We start from the raw sequence: 14178 nt of genomic DNA, 5'->3' as shown, positions 1-14178 counted from the left end.
AAGCATCCTCTGATGTGAATATTTTTTATTTTTCCCAAAAAAGTAAAAAGACTGAAAATTCAGTCCTTGGGTATCTCTTCAGTTATCCCTACCAAGAACTTGGCTATATCCTTTTTCTTTTCGAAATCATAAGTTCTCCAGATTGCTATATCCTCCATAACCGGTGATCCGCCACCGTGCACCCCTGCAACAGCCTGCACTCCTCCAAGTGATGAACAAAGAATGTTCGAAATTCCGTATAGGCATCGGTAGACATCCTCAGCCGGGACATCACTTCTGCGCTTTATATACTTCTTGATGAGCGGTCCAATCTCAGAGTTCAGGAAGTCCTCCGCAAAGGGTAGCGCTGCTGGCAAACCGCCTGCAAGTTCTGCAAGTATCTCAAGTTCCTTGTAAAAGTTCAAACCTGCATGTCGCCTCCCCACGTTGGCATAAACCTCATTCGGCATGAAGGTTCCGGCGGGGGTTTTTGTGCCGTGGACTGCAGAAGCTATTCCGGCAGCATAAACAAGTTCTGCAGTAGCTGCAAGTTCAACGAGTTTCTCCCTTATATTGTGTTTTCCGTAAACACCATTGTATTCGGCTATCAGGGCACCGAAGCCCATAATTACATCCGTGGTTGCCGGTTTGCATCCGGTGTAGCTGTGTCTGTGGAAGAGAGCAAAGAGGTAGGCAGCGAGCGTCGCGTGTCTGTTCTCACCGCAAATGAATACTCTGTCCCATGGCACGAAAACATCATCAAAGATGACCATATTCTCGTCATCACCCAACTCACCCTGAGGCATGTTGAGACGTTCAGGTGCCCTGAGTCTTGACGTTCTTGCCACTATCTTGACTCCATCTGCATCTGCCGGAACAGCAAAGGCTACGCAGTAATCCTTGTCTTCAGGCATCATAGCTCTTGTTGGGACAACAATTATCTCATCCGCTACTGCAGCCATTGTTATACAGTTCTTTGCACCTCTCACGACTATACCATCACTTCTTTTCTCCACTACCCTGACATACATATCTGGGTCATCCTGCTGGTGTGGTCTCTTACTTCTGTCACCCTTAACATCCGTCTGAGCACATGCCGCCACTAAGTCTCTCTCCTGAAACTCTTTTACGTATTCCATGAACCGCTTGTGGTAGTCGGTGCCATGCTCCATGTCAGCGGCAAAGGTTGCGATTGAAAGACCGTTTATAGCATCACATCCCATACAGCGTTGAATACATCCTCCAACCAACCTGCAAATCTTTCTTGTCATCTCCTGTTTCTTCATCAGATCGTCTGCCGATTGATGTAGATGCGTAAACCTGTTGATTCTCTTGCCACTGATGTGGGATTTTGCGGTTAACAGGTCTTTGAAATATGGCTCGTCTACCAAATCAAAAGTTTTTGAGATTATGTTTATACCGCCGCTGAGTTCAGGACTCTCTCTACCAACTTTCTTTCCCCGAAGGTATACATTTGGTTTTAACCTATATAAATCCTGCTTATATTCTTCAGAAGTTCTCATTTTTCCACCTCAAAAAATAGTTATGAATTAAGTTATATTTAACAATTTCAGACTCTCTCTATCACAACAGCAGCACCCTGTCCCCCGCCAACGCAAGCTGTAGCGACTCCGTAATCTCCACCCTTCTCTTGAAGGATTCTGGCCAGAGTTCCGATCAGTCTTGCACCACTTGCTGCAAGCGGGTGTCCGATAGCAATTGCTCCTCCCTTAATATTTACCCTTTCAGGCTCAATTCCAAGCTCGTGGATGGCGTAGAGTGTGACAACCGCAAATGCCTCATTTATTTCCCAGTAGTCAATGTCGCTGACCTTCAGCCCAGCCTTTTCCAGAGCCTTTCTGCTTGCAGGCACTGGCCCCTTGCCCATCACATAGGGCGGAACTCCTGCTGTACCGTAGGCAACAATTTTTGCAAGTGGTTCCAGTCCAAGTTCTTGAACCTTCTTCTTTGAGGCAAGCAACAATCCTGTCGCCCCCGCATTGAGCGGTGAGGAGTTGCCAGCGGTGATAACCCCACCCGGCTTGAAAGCTGGTGGGAGAGAGGCAATCTGTTCAAGATTTGTATCCATTCTTATAGACTGGTCAGAATCAACAGTAATCACGCTACCATCTGCCTGTGGTGCTTCGACGGGCATTATCTCTCCCTTGAAGTATCCTTCCTTCAGAGCCTTTGCGGCAAGCTGGTGACTTCTTAATCCCCATTTGTCGAGATCCTCTTTTGTGAGGTATTCTGCTTCCTCAAAAAGCCTCTCTGCTGTCAGACCCATTATAAAGCCAGTTTGCATGTCATACTCTTTGTATTCTTCCTGTGCCAGCTTGAAATTCGGGGTGATGTGAGGGTTATCTGCACCCATAGGAACTCTTGTCATGTGCTCGTAGCCTCCCGCGATAGCAACATCAACATTGCCAGTAGCAATTTCGAGATACGCGTAGGCAGTCGTTACTAATGAAGAGGCACATTGCATGTCTATGTGGGTCGTGGAGGTTTCTGCAGGATATTTCGCCAGAAGTGCTGGCCCCTTACCTCCATACGCCCAGTTCTCTGAAACAGGGAAGGCACATCCGACAAGAATTCTCTCTACATCTCTCTTCTCTATTCCTGCCCTTTCGGGTAGCTTGTCAAGAACCATTGCCATAAGGTCGTCTCCCCTTATCTGGTGGAAGACGTCTCTCTCAGGCTTCTTAGGCCTGCTTCTCGAAAACGGAGTCCTCAAAAACTCCACAATATACACTTCCTCCACTCAATCACCTCCTCTCTTTCTTAACTCCTCGTCTCTCAAAACCCTACGCAGATACTTTCCTGCGGCTGATTTGGGTAGTTCATCCCTAAATTCCACCATTCTTGGGTATTTGTAGGCGGCCATTCTTTCCTTACACCACTCAATGATGTCCTGTTCTGTAATTTTGCCCTTATACCTCTCATCGAGAACCACAAAAGCCTTAATAGTCTCACCTGCAACCTCGTCCGGAATTCCGACCACACAAACCTCCTTGATGGCTGGATGCTCATACATCACATCCTCAATTTCTCTTGGATAGACACTGTGTCCCTTGTACTTGATTATGTCTTTCAGCCTGTCAACAATGTAGAAGTAACCGTCTTCATCCATCTTACCTATATCTCCAGTTCTTAGCCATCTCATTCCACCTGCTTCGAAAAACACCTTTTCGGTTTCCTCCTTGCGATTCCAGTAGCCCTTCATGACCTGTGGGCCGGAGATAACGATCTCTCCCTCTTCACCTATACCAAGGAAGTCCATTGTCTCTGGATCAATGACAGCAGCATAGGTGTTGGGAATCGGCGGCCCCACTGATCCGATCTTCCTCTTTCTGAAAGGTGGGCCGAAGGTTGTATGTGTGACGGGAGAAGTCTCGCTCAGTCCGTAACCCTCTACGAGAATACCTCTACCTGCATCCTTCGTAAGTTCGTCCCACTTCTCCACAATCTCTGGTGGGATAGGTCCGGCTCCATTGTTCACGTAGAGCAGTGAGGTGAGGTCATACTTCTTCATCAACTCTGGATTGTTGACGTAGTAAACGAATATCGCCGGAGCCCCCATGAAGGTGGTTATTCTGTATCTCTCAATAGCTTCAAGGATTTTTTCTGGCTCAAACCGTGCAAAAACTACCAAGATATCTCCTGTGGCAAGTCCGCTGTTCAAATCAACTGTCTGCCCGTAAATGTGGTACCATGGCAGAATTGCGCATCTCGGGCTGTAGTCTTTCTCGTAGTAGTCTTTAAATGTTCTGTATTCCTTCCCGTCGAAGTCTATGACCAAGTACTCTCCCTCTTCCCTGATTACCCTGTGTGACTTGAGCCACCTCCTTATTATCTCTGTAAGCGGCATGATTTGATAGAGGTTCGCCACCACATTGTAGTGTGTGAGCATTGCAGCCTTCGGCAGTCCTGTTGTACCGCCTGTATACTGGAGAACTGCAACGTCCTCTCTGACGTTCCATTTAACCTCAGGAGGATCGGGTTCGGATACAAGCATTTCGCGGAAGTCCACGAACTTCCCGTCAACCCTTGCCTCTCCTCCAGCAATGTTTGCAACTATAACTTCTCTGACATCTGTATTTTCACATACTTTGGCGAAGTTTGGATATAGTTGCTCCACAGTTATGAGAATTTTGCTTCCACTGTCATTTAACTGATACTCAACTTCTCTTGGAGCAAATAGTGGAGAAAGGGCTGTAACTGTCGCACCTGCCTTCATTGCCGCATAGTAGGCTACGGCGAATTGCGGGCAATTGGGGGCATAGATGGCAACAACATCCCCCTTTTTCACACCCATATTCGACAGTGAGGTGGCAAACCTGTCTATGTATTCCTTAAGCTGGCCATACTTTATTTCAAATCCGTAGAAGATTATTGCCGTCCTTTCTGCGTATTTTTGGCATGCTTCATCTATAACTTCATAAATGGGCTTTTCTGGAATTTCTACATCTGCTGGCAAGCCCTCGACCCAAGACTTCTCAAGCCAGTATCTATTTTTGATAAACTCAGGAACCTCCATATGCCCACCATCTTAAACTATTTTTTTCTTTATTTTAAACTTTTCGCCCTCTACGAAACAAAATTTAAATTTAATTGCAACAGTAGATACAAATACTCAAAACGCAAGTCCTTTTTGGATTGAGGGATTTGGAATTTTTTTCACATGTCTTAGAGCAAAAGTTACTTATCTCTGATATTGCTATTCATTCCATGATTCTGAATGAGAGGGATTTCAAAAATGAGGGTATAAAGATTGCAGCTTATCTTATGGCTGAGTCAGCGAGAACAGCACCAAAATCAAAGGGGGAAGACGTCATAGAGATTGTTTACGTTGATGGCGAAGAAATGAGTAAGATAGCTGCAAAAATGGAGGAGATGGCGGAAGAGGGTGATAAGGATTTTATAAGAGATGCCGAGAGTGTGAGAAAATCTCAGGCCGTTTTGCTGCTTGGAGCGAAGGGTGAAAAAAGCGTAGGGGTTAACTGCGGGGCATGTGGATTCGAGAGCTGTGCTGAATTCAAGAAGGCTGGAAGGAAAGGGAAGAAGTTTACCGGTCCCAACTGTGCTTTCAGAATGATAGATCTCGGAATCGCCCTTGGTTCGGCGGTGAAGCTTTCCGGGATAATTGGGGTGGATACGAGAATAATGTACAGGATTGGAATCGCGGCAAAGATTCTTGGAATTATTGATGCAGATGTGGTGATGGGAATTCCGATTTCGGCTCTTGGTAAGAGCCCTTATTTTGACAGAGTGCCTAAGAAGTAGTGATGTTTGACTTGTTTTTTCCGAGTTTAACTTTTTTGGAGATTAAAATCTTCGCAAGCAAATAACGAAGAGTGATGAACTTTTCATGGTCTCTATCCTTGTATGTTCAAAATTGATGAAGTGCTTATAAGATCACTTGCTGCAAAAATCCTTGTAATTTACTTAATTTATAAAAAAGAAGAATTTGATAAGATTATAGAATACTCTGAACCATAACACGTTTTTGTGTAAAACTCTTTCTATTCTGACTTTAAAAATAACCGATATTTTTTCTACCTGACAGGAATCCTCCTCTCAAAGCCACAGTTCAGGCAGGTGACTATAACCCTGCCCTTTCTTACCCTTACCCTGAATCTGTCAGATTTGTAGGGATACAGACACTTTTTACAATAAATTGTTTTCAAACCTCTCGGAACCCTTACCCTGTATCTCATCGCTATTTTCTTTGCAAGTTCAACATACCTCCTTGCAAGCTCGTAGTCTTTGTTTTTCCATTCTTCAGCCCTTTTTATCAGGTAAACAACTCTCTCCTTGGCGATTCTGCTTTCCCTCTTTTTATCTCTTTTTATCACATCAATGGGTAGACAACAAAGATAAATAGCCTTTTGTTTGTTCAGCCAGTATGAGATTCGACCCCCAGAAATACAGGGAACTATCGCGGAGAGACTTTGAGGAGGCATGGAAAACAGGAAAGGAGATATTGGGAACAAGAGACCCAAATAAGGTTTATCCCAGAATTGGTTTTGAATTTGGTGCCGAACATCCCGTTTTTAGAACAATAGAAAGATTAAGAAGGGCTTACCTTTCAATTGGCTTTTCCGAAGTCGTTAACCCTGTCATCGTCGAGGATGTTCATGTCAGGAAGCAGTTCGGTAAGGAAGCTCTTGCAGTCCTCGACCGCTGTTTTTACCTCGCGTCACTTCCAAAACCTAATGTAGGAATGTCTGCTGGCAAAATCAGCTTAATTGAGAAGATAACTGGGAAGAATGTTGGAGAAGCAGCAGAGGACATTAAGAAAATCTTCCATCGTTACAAAAAGGGAGAAATTGATGGTGACGATTTGAGCTATTTGATCGCCGAAGCCCTCGATGTTGATGATATAACTGCGGTTAGAATTCTTGATGAGGTTTTTCCGGAATTTAAAGAACTCAAACCATTGCCAAGCAATTTGACTTTGAGAAGCCACATGACTACAGGTTGGTTCATAACTCTTAGCCACATAGCCGACAAGCTCCCCCTCCCAATAAAGCTGTTCAGCATAGACAGGTGCTTCAGGAAGGAGCAGGGAGAGGACGCGACAAGGCTTTACAGCTACTTCTCTGCAAGCTGTGTTCTCGTTGACGAAGATGTAGATGTTGATGACGGCAAAGCTGTTGCCGAAGCCCTGTTGAGACAGTTCGGGTTTGAAAAGTTCAAATTCAGAAAGGATGAGAAGAGGAGCAAATATTACATCCCCGACACTCAAACAGAGGTTTATGCTTTCCACCCAAAACTCGTCGGTTCAAGCACGAAGTATAGTGATGGCTGGATAGAGATTGCTACTTTCGGTATTTACTCTCCAACCGCTCTTGCTGAGTATGATATCCAGTATCCCGTCATGAACCTTGGTCTTGGCGTTGAAAGATTGGCGATGATACTTCACGGATATGATGATGTGAGAAAAATGGTATATCCGCAGATTTATGGGGAGGTCAGGCTGAGTGATACGGACATAGCGAGGGGAATAAAGCTTAAGAGTGTCCCCCAGACGGTGACTGGTCTGAAAATCGCCAAAAGTATTGCTGAAACGGCGGAGAAAAATGCTTCAGCTCCAAGTCCATGCAAGTTCCTTGCATATGAAGGAGATTTGTTTGACAAAACTGTCAGAGTTTTTGTCGTTGAAGAGGAGGAAAACACAAAGCTGTGCGGTCCTGCCTATGCCAACGAAGTTGTTGTTTACAATGGGGATATATACGGGATACCGAGAACGAGAAGGTGGAGGAGTTACTTTGAGGAAGGCGTAACGACTGGAATAAGATATATTGATGCCATCTCTTACCTCTCAGCGAGGAAAATTGAGGAGGCTGCATTTGCGGGTGATAAGGAGGTTATGGTAAAGGTTAGAGTTGTAGAGAACCTCTCAGACATAAACCTCTACATTCAGGACAACCTGAGGAGATACATACTCTGGAAAAGAGGAAAAATTGACGTTCGCGGTCCGGTTTTTGTTACCGTTAAAGCGGAGGTAGACTAAATGGGAATCAGCAAGCGGATGTAGCCGATGAGAGGGATTCTGAACTTTGCAACCCCTATTATCCATTCCTCCTTTACAGGCTTAATTCTCTCTCCAATTGGTGAAAACGCTGCTGGAACTGCCTGATCGGGGAGTTTGTTCGTATTAACATTGTCTCCCTGAGTTATGTATCCGTCATTCTCCGCTATCTGGTTTGTGTAAACCAGCTGGCCATTAACAATGGCTGGTATATGCTCCCCTTTGTGCACATAGGCTATCGCTCTGTGAATAATCGGCTTTCCATAGCCATTCGGTTTATAGACTATGACATCACCATAATTCCCAAAGCTCTGGTATCCTTCCTTTACTCCTTCCTCCCAAGTAACCACTCCACCCGTCCTTGCAATGCTTACAAGAAACACGACATCGCCCGGATATAAATGTGGCTCCATGCTACCAGACTCAACCGCAACCATAAAGGGCCATGTGCCTGTAATGGCAATTCCTCCACCGACTATGACCGCAACGATAATTAATGTTGAGACCACATCTTTTATGAACTGAACAGACTTCGATTCACTATCCATGCTAAGAGGAGGAGAGGGAATGGTAATTAAAAATATCGATGTGGCGACAGTGGCGAAGAAATTTCTCGTTCGTGGTTACAACATAAACCCAAAAGCTGCTGAGCTTATATGCAGCTTCGGGGAATTCTACGAGGAGATAATATCTGAAGTTTGTAAAATGGCAGATGGCAAGTTTATAATTGGAGAGGAAGATGTTAAGGCTGTGGTAGAGAAAATTAAAGCAAGAAAAAGTGTAAAACCAGAAGTTCGTGAGGTAAAAAAAGAAAAATCAGAGAAAAAAGAAAATAATGGGTTAAGGGTTATCAGGGACATAACTGGCATTTCCGTCTGTGAGGGGAAGGTCGAGGACTTCGTCTGCTACTTCAATTCTCGACTCGAAAAGCTTTCGAGGATATTGCGAACCCGGATGCATCCCGTTCCAATCGCATACGTCGGAAAAAGGAAAATGGAGAAGGTTAGCGTTGTTGGAATGGTGACGAACGTTTGGGAGAGGGGAGACAGATACGTTGTCCAGCTTGAAGATTCAACGGGCAGTTTAAACTGTGTTGCAAGTGGAAAGACAGCTGAAATAGCCTCAGAACTTCTTGGTGATGAGGTTGTAGGCGTTACAGGTACTTTAAGGGGTAATACGCTGATTGCCGACAGAATAGTTTTTCCTGATGTCCCGGTTAACGGGAACGGGGAGAAGACGAAAAGGGATTTCTCCATAATTTTCATTTCAGACACACATTTTGGAAGCAAGGAGTTTCTCGAGAAGGAATGGAAGCTGTTCGTCAAATGGCTGAATGGAGAAGTTGGTGGTGAGAAAGGACAAAAATTGGCTGAGAGTGTGAAATATATTGTTATTGCCGGAGATATAGTTGATGGAATAGGTGTCTATCCGGAGCAGGAGAAAGACCTTGCAATTATGGACATTTACGGGCAGTATGAGAGTGCAGCGGCACATATTGATGACATACCGAAAAGAATTCGGGTTGTAATCTCACCCGGAAACCACGATGCTGTGAGACAGGCTGAACCTCAGCCGGCACTGCCAAGCGAAATCAGAAAGCTTTTCTCCAATAATGTTTACCACGTCGGCAATCCAGCATACATCGAGATAGAGGGAATTAAGGTGCTGATATACCACGGTAGGAGTATTGACGACATGGTTGCCAAAATACCAAGGCTGAGTTATGAGGAGCCGCAAAAGGTGATGGAGGAACTGCTGAAGAGAAGACATCTAAGCCCAATGTATGGTGGCAGAAGCCCTGTTGCCCCTGAAAAGGAGGATTATCTGGTCATTGATGAAGTCCCCGACATTCTGCACTGTGGGCACATACACACCTACGGCACTGGTTTTTACAGAGGTGTATTCATGGTGAACTCATCAACTTGGCAGGCTCAGACTGAATTTCAGAAAAAGGTGAACCTTAACCCTATGCCGGGGAATGTTGCCGTTTACAGACCCGGTGGAGAGGTCGTGAGGCTTAGGTTCTACGGTGAGTGAGATGGGGGAATACGTTATACTCAGCTGGACTTATGTGGACAGCCTCTGCAGACGGGTTGCCTTTGATATCCTTAGAGACAATTACAAACCAACTTCAGTTGTTGCACTTGCTAAGGGCGGTCTTTTTGTCGGAAGCATTCTCAGCGATTACCTTGCAGTGGAAGAGCTTTATACTGTTGACGTTAGCAAAGATGAGAAAATTATTGAGGGTAAGAGGGTTCTGCTTGTGGACGATTTCGTCAACACCGGAGCAACGATGAAAAAAGCTCTCAGGGTCATCAATGCGGATGAGGTCAGAACGGCATCACTTCTGATGCTCGAAAAGTCTGAATTCATCCCGGATTATCTTGGAGACTATTTGAGCGACTACAAATGGATAATTTTTCCGTGGAATTTTGTTGAGGACGTCTCCAAACTCCTGATTGATATTCTCAGGGAGGAGAGAGAGGTAAGTCAGTCGAAACTGAAGAGGCAGCTCGCAGAGAAAGGTCTTAACCCACTGAATCTTGAGGTAACGTTTCCGGGGAGATTTGAGGAAATCCTGAAGGTTCTTGAACTGAAAGGAGTTGTGGAAAAAACACTTGAAGGAGGGAGAACTTACTGGAGGCTGCGTGAATGATCGGAATTATAGGTGGAACCCACATTCTCGAAATAGATGTGCTCTCCGAAGTTGAGGAGAGGAAGATTGAAACGCCTTTTGGAGTTGCAGAGGTTGAAATTGGCAGGATTGACGGAATTGACGTGGCGATAATTCAGAGACATGGAAAGAGGAAGAACAAGCCTCCACATAGAATCAATCATGCTGCAAACTTCTACGCCCTCAGATCTCTCGGTGTCAGCCATGTTATAGGCATGGGTTCGGTGGGATGCCTTAAGGAAAATTACAGCCTGCCTTCTCTAATAGTACCCGACGATTACATTGATTTATTCAGCGGTGTTACAGTCTACAACGAATCTCTTGTCCACATCACTCCTGGATTCGATGAATACCTCCGAAAGGTGCTGGTGGAGACGGCGAGAGAAATTTCAAGCTTCCCGGTTATTGACGGTGGGGTTTACTTTCAGACAAGGGGACCGAGACTGGAAACAAAAGCTGAAATCGCTATGATAAAAAACTTCGCCGATTGTGTGGGCATGACAGCAGGTAGCGAGGCGACAATAGCTAAGGAGCTTGGATTAAGTTATGCAGTAATCTGCACGATGGACAATTACGCCCACGGGATTAAGAATGAGGTTGTGGATTACAGAGAAATTGTAAAGAAAGCAAAAGAAAATGCAGATGAATGTCTCAGGGTTGTGGGGCAGGCAGTAAAGAGGGTGTGGATGGAGAGGTTTTGATGGAGAGGTTTTAAAGACATAAGCCTTATATAGTAATCCATATACACTAATAAAAATGCACGCAGCGCTGCTTGAATCAGTTGTAAAAATTCTGCTAAAGGCGGATTTCAATGTTGCAGACTTAGCTGAAACTAAGCCAAGATGTTTTGATATAGTTGCAAGAAAGGACGATCTTATTCTTATTCTCAAAGTTCTTTACAATGTTGACTCCATGAAGTCTGAAGCAGCAGAAGAGATGAAAAAATTGACGAAGATACTTGATGCGAGCCCGATGGTAATAGGAGAGAGGTTCAAGTTCGACTTCCTTGAAAGGGGGGTAGTATACACCCGTTATGGCTTGCCTGTCATAAATCTCGCCACCTTTTACGATTTCATTATTGAGGGCATTCCGCCCTATGTTTACTCTGCTCCCGGGGGATATTACGTGAAGCTGGACAGTGAGAAGATAAGGGAGGTTAGAGAAAAGCTTGGAATAAGTATCGGGGAGATGGCAAAGCTTCTGGGAGTTTCGAGAAGAACAATAAAGAAGTATGAGGAGGGCACTGATACTTCACTCCCGATAGCTGCGAAGATTGAAGAAATACTGGGAACTTTTGCGATAAAACAGATTGATCTGCTCAACTTCGTGGATCATGAGATTGAGGAGGAGGATATAAGTTTTGAGGGGAAAGAAGGAGAGATTCTCGACCAGCTCAGGCTCATTGGCCTCTCGGTTTATCCCGTTAAGCAAGCTCCCTTTGATGCGGTTTCAAGAGTTGAAGAAAGGCAGATTCTAACGGGTATAAAGCAGGTCAGAGAGATAGAGAAGAGAGCGAGATTACTCGGAAAAATTTCGGAGGCTCTTGAAACGAAAGCAGCCTATATTACAGATAGGGACTGCAAGAGGAGGGTAGACTCTGTTATTTTCGTTCTGAGGGAGGAACTTTACTCGGTAAGCAGTCCAAAAGATTTCATATCCCTTCTCCGGGAGAAGAGTTCGGAAAACTGAGGAGGTGGGAGTGTGTTGGAGTATCTGTATCCTTTGAGAACGTATTTGATAGTGTCAGGAGTAGAAAAGCCGAATGTTATGACCGCGGATTGGGTTGTTCCCGTTTCCTTTGAACCGCAAATGCTCGGAGTGGCTATTGGTCACACAAGATACACCCACAGTCTCATCAAGGACTGTGGTGAGTTCGTCGTTGCAGTTCCAACCATAGAACTGCTCAAGGACGTCTGGACTGCTGGAACGTTGAGTGGAGCCAAGGAGGACAAGATTAAAAAGCTCAGCTTGTCCCTGATTAAGTCCAAAAAAGTCAGAGTTCCATCAATCAGGGAATGTCAGGCTAACATCGAGTGCAGAGTTGTTGAGGAAGTCGAGACGGGGGATCATACTTTCTTCGTGGGGGAGATCGTTGCCGTCACACATGGTGACGCATTTGTTGAAGGAAAGCCTGATCTTAACTACAAATTCGTCATGCACGCAAGCTTCGGAAAGAACTTCACAGCAAATTCAAGTGAAAAATATAAGCCGTAATCTATTCTTTTTTGGACATGTATAGCAAGGCGGCATAGGAGCCAACGAAGAGCGACAGAATGAAGAAAGTCACCAGTCTATATATCTGGCTTTGTCTGCTCAGAGATTGTAATTGGCTCTGGAGGATACTTAAAGTCCCCTTCTTCTCTTTCAACTCCTTCTGACTCTTGTTCAGTTCATCGAGGAGTGATTTTATCTGGTTTTGAAGCAGTTCGTTATCAATTTTAAGCAAAGCTTTCTGCCTTTCACTCTCCTCGTACTTTGTCTTCATCTCATTCAGATTCTCTTCAAGTTTTTCGATCTTTTTCTGTAAGGCGAGGTTTTTTCTTTCCATCTGAGCAGCGTAGGTTGAAACGTACGTTTTGTTAGCTTCCGAAACGTTAATCAACATCAGAGTCTCTCCACTGGCTTTTATCTCTTTGATACCTGGAGAGCAATTTATCCCCACCTTAACCTCGTGACTTCCTGCATCAGCGTCTAAGGTATTCGTCATGCTCTCAATGAAATAAACGCAACTATCATTCACACTCAGAACTGCAGACTCGTTTACGGTTACATCTAAAACATCTCCGGGGTTGGCCTGCATGGTCGTGAGGGTCAGGAGAATTAAAAAAGCGTGTATCATAACAACCCCTCCATCACCATGTTTACCTCATCTCGAATTCTGTCCATTTCTCTCTTGGATATATCTCTCGCAATTTTTGCGTGGAGTATTATATCAGGGTTTGCTTGCATGACGAGTATTCTGCTATCTTCACCGGAGAGAACTATTCTGTCTGAGTTGAGAAGTCTTCTGGCAACTCTCATAATTTCAGGAGCCACTGCCGCATCCTCCTCATAAGTTGAGCTATTTGATACAATTGGCAAACCTTCAGGAGTCAGAATGGTTATCTCTCCGAGTATATATTTATCACTGAGGTAATCTACAAATTCGCTCAGGTCTGATGGTGGCTTTGTCATTTTACTCTCAGAAACTCTCTTTTCAACGGCTGTTGAAATTGACGATATCTTTGCTCTTCTAATCTCCTCTTCCTTCTTTTTTTCCTCTTTAATGCTTGTTGAGACAAATTTCCACGTTGCTGCAAACCCCAAAAATCCTCCGCAAACGATTGCAAGAACTTCGTACAGCATCGTCTCACCTTAGAAACTTTGCAATACCATTCAGGTTCATTCTCTCAAGTTCTTCAGCAAATTCAAAAATTTCCTCAAGTGAGCTGAGGTCTACCTTCTTGGATTTGCTCATTATCTTCTTCGAAAATATCTTTGCAGCACCGATGTTCTCTCTACTCACACAAACGATTACCGAGACACCACTTTTTTCAAAATAAAGTGCATCTTTTTGAAGAAGAATTACGGCTCTCTTTAAACCCATTTCGTCAAATTTTAGAAGAATACCTTTGTATTTTTCTGCTCCCTCTCCATGCTCTTGGATTTCGTCACCCATTTTGAGAAGATAAAACTTGATCATACAATTTCACCTCGATTTCTTTGATCAGCTCCATCACGTTCTCCTTTTGCGTGGGGAGACCTACAAAACCTTCAGAATACTTCAAAATCACAACTCTTCCATCTTCATCTTCAAATATACCAAATTTAAAGTCTTCGGGGAGGGATAAGGTTAGCGGAGCGAATTTTGAAATTAGTTCCACTTCATCATCACTTAAAAGATAAACTTCTGAAACTTGGCCATCTTTTATTATACATGCGCCATGTCCCATAATTGAATAGATTTTTTTCAACATTGCGAAAAAGTTTTGGGATTACATATATTAAATTT

Annotated in this window: 16 protein-coding genes; 7 read left to right on the top strand and 9 right to left on the bottom strand. The window is 44.2% G+C overall.

The features are described 5' to 3' along the window. Window positions 1-59: 59 nt before the first annotated feature. The 3 genes from BP688_RS13005 to BP688_RS12995 are packed head-to-tail and all read right to left on the bottom strand — an operon-like array spanning window position 60 to window position 4516. Window positions 60-1502, bottom strand: coding sequence for a 4-hydroxyphenylacetate 3-hydroxylase family protein (locus BP688_RS13005; RefSeq protein ID WP_290598210.1), 1443 nt, complete (start codon window positions 1500-1502; stop codon window positions 60-62). Between the two features lie 47 nt (window positions 1503-1549). After that, the gene (locus BP688_RS13000) at window positions 1550-2740 is read right to left on the bottom strand and encodes an acetyl-CoA C-acetyltransferase (RefSeq protein WP_290598209.1); all 1191 of its coding nucleotides are present in this window, start codon (window positions 2738-2740) and stop codon (window positions 1550-1552) included. After that, window positions 2741-4516, bottom strand: a complete 1776-nt coding sequence (locus tag BP688_RS12995) for a long-chain-fatty-acid--CoA ligase (RefSeq protein WP_290598208.1) — start codon at window positions 4514-4516, stop codon at window positions 2741-2743. A gap of 191 nt (window positions 4517-4707) precedes the next feature. Here BP688_RS12995 and BP688_RS12990 point away from each other — a divergent pair, with 191 nt between their 5' ends. Beyond that, window positions 4708-5262, top strand: a complete 555-nt coding sequence (locus BP688_RS12990) for a ferredoxin domain-containing protein (RefSeq protein WP_290598207.1) — start codon at window positions 4708-4710, stop codon at window positions 5260-5262. Between the two features lie 272 nt (window positions 5263-5534). Here BP688_RS12990 and BP688_RS12985 read toward each other — a convergent pair whose 3' ends face one another. Then, complete coding sequence (locus BP688_RS12985) at window positions 5535-5834, bottom strand: ribonuclease P protein component 4 (protein WP_290598206.1); 300 nt, start codon at window positions 5832-5834, stop codon at window positions 5535-5537. Between the two features lie 50 nt (window positions 5835-5884). Here BP688_RS12985 and sepS point away from each other — a divergent pair, with 50 nt between their 5' ends. Further along, window positions 5885-7495, top strand: coding sequence for an O-phosphoserine--tRNA ligase (gene sepS, locus BP688_RS12980; RefSeq protein ID WP_290598205.1), 1611 nt, complete (start codon window positions 5885-5887; stop codon window positions 7493-7495). Here the strand turns inward: sepS and BP688_RS12975 are convergent. Next, window positions 7492-8061: a S26 family signal peptidase gene (locus tag BP688_RS12975; protein ID WP_290598204.1), complete on the bottom strand. Its 570-nt coding sequence runs from the start codon at window positions 8059-8061 to the stop codon at window positions 7492-7494. The two genes, sepS and BP688_RS12975, sit on opposite strands and share 4 nt — an antisense overlap. 19 nt (window positions 8062-8080) lie before the next feature. On the opposite strand from BP688_RS12975, the gene BP688_RS12970 reads away from it, so the two are divergent. Genes BP688_RS12970 through BP688_RS12950 form a run of 5 tightly spaced genes read left to right on the top strand, consistent with a single transcriptional unit; the run spans window position 8081 to window position 12401 of the window. Next, complete coding sequence (locus BP688_RS12970; RefSeq protein WP_290598203.1) at window positions 8081-9550, top strand: DNA-directed DNA polymerase II small subunit; 1470 nt, start codon at window positions 8081-8083, stop codon at window positions 9548-9550. A gap of 1 nt (window position 9551) precedes the next feature. Then, window positions 9552-10169: a phosphoribosyltransferase gene (locus BP688_RS12965; RefSeq protein ID WP_290598202.1), complete on the top strand. Its 618-nt coding sequence runs from the start codon at window positions 9552-9554 to the stop codon at window positions 10167-10169. Beyond that, window positions 10166-10888: a phosphorylase family protein gene (locus BP688_RS12960; RefSeq protein ID WP_290598201.1), complete on the top strand. Its 723-nt coding sequence runs from the start codon at window positions 10166-10168 to the stop codon at window positions 10886-10888. Before BP688_RS12965 ends, BP688_RS12960 begins: the two co-directional genes overlap by 4 nt. Before the next feature lie 55 nt (window positions 10889-10943). Further along, the gene (locus BP688_RS12955) at window positions 10944-11876 is read left to right on the top strand and encodes a transcriptional regulator (protein ID WP_290598200.1); all 933 of its coding nucleotides are present in this window, start codon (window positions 10944-10946) and stop codon (window positions 11874-11876) included. A 12-nt stretch (window positions 11877-11888) separates the two neighbouring features. Then, a complete protein-coding gene (locus BP688_RS12950) occupies window positions 11889-12401 on the top strand; it encodes a flavin reductase family protein (protein WP_290598199.1) in 513 nt (170 codons plus the stop codon). 1 nt (window position 12402) lies between these two features. On the opposite strand, the gene BP688_RS12945 is transcribed toward BP688_RS12950, so the two are convergent. The 4 genes from BP688_RS12945 to BP688_RS12930 are packed head-to-tail and all read right to left on the bottom strand — an operon-like array spanning window position 12403 to window position 14143. After that, on the bottom strand, window positions 12403-13026 hold the full coding sequence (locus BP688_RS12945) for a coiled-coil domain-containing protein (RefSeq protein WP_290598198.1): 624 nt from the start codon (window positions 13024-13026) through the stop codon (window positions 12403-12405). Further along, window positions 13023-13532 carry a hypothetical protein gene (locus BP688_RS12940; protein WP_290598197.1) on the bottom strand — a complete coding sequence of 170 codons (510 nt, stop codon included), beginning with the start codon at window positions 13530-13532 and terminating at the stop codon, window positions 13023-13025. The genes BP688_RS12945 and BP688_RS12940 overlap by 4 nt, the downstream gene beginning before the upstream one ends. A 4-nt stretch (window positions 13533-13536) precedes the next feature. Continuing rightward, window positions 13537-13869, bottom strand: coding sequence for a hypothetical protein (locus tag BP688_RS12935; RefSeq protein ID WP_290598196.1), 333 nt, complete (start codon window positions 13867-13869; stop codon window positions 13537-13539). Continuing rightward, window positions 13838-14143, bottom strand: coding sequence for a hypothetical protein (locus BP688_RS12930; protein WP_290598195.1), 306 nt, complete (start codon window positions 14141-14143; stop codon window positions 13838-13840). Before BP688_RS12930 ends, BP688_RS12935 begins: the two co-directional genes overlap by 32 nt. Between the last annotated feature and the right edge of the window lie 35 nt (window positions 14144-14178).

It is taken from the genome of Archaeoglobus sp. UBA230 (genome assembly GCA_002507545.1).
In the GTDB taxonomy this organism is placed as follows: Archaea; Halobacteriota; Archaeoglobi; order Archaeoglobales; family Archaeoglobaceae; genus Archaeoglobus.
This window is presented reverse-complemented; position numbering and strand designations above follow the sequence as displayed.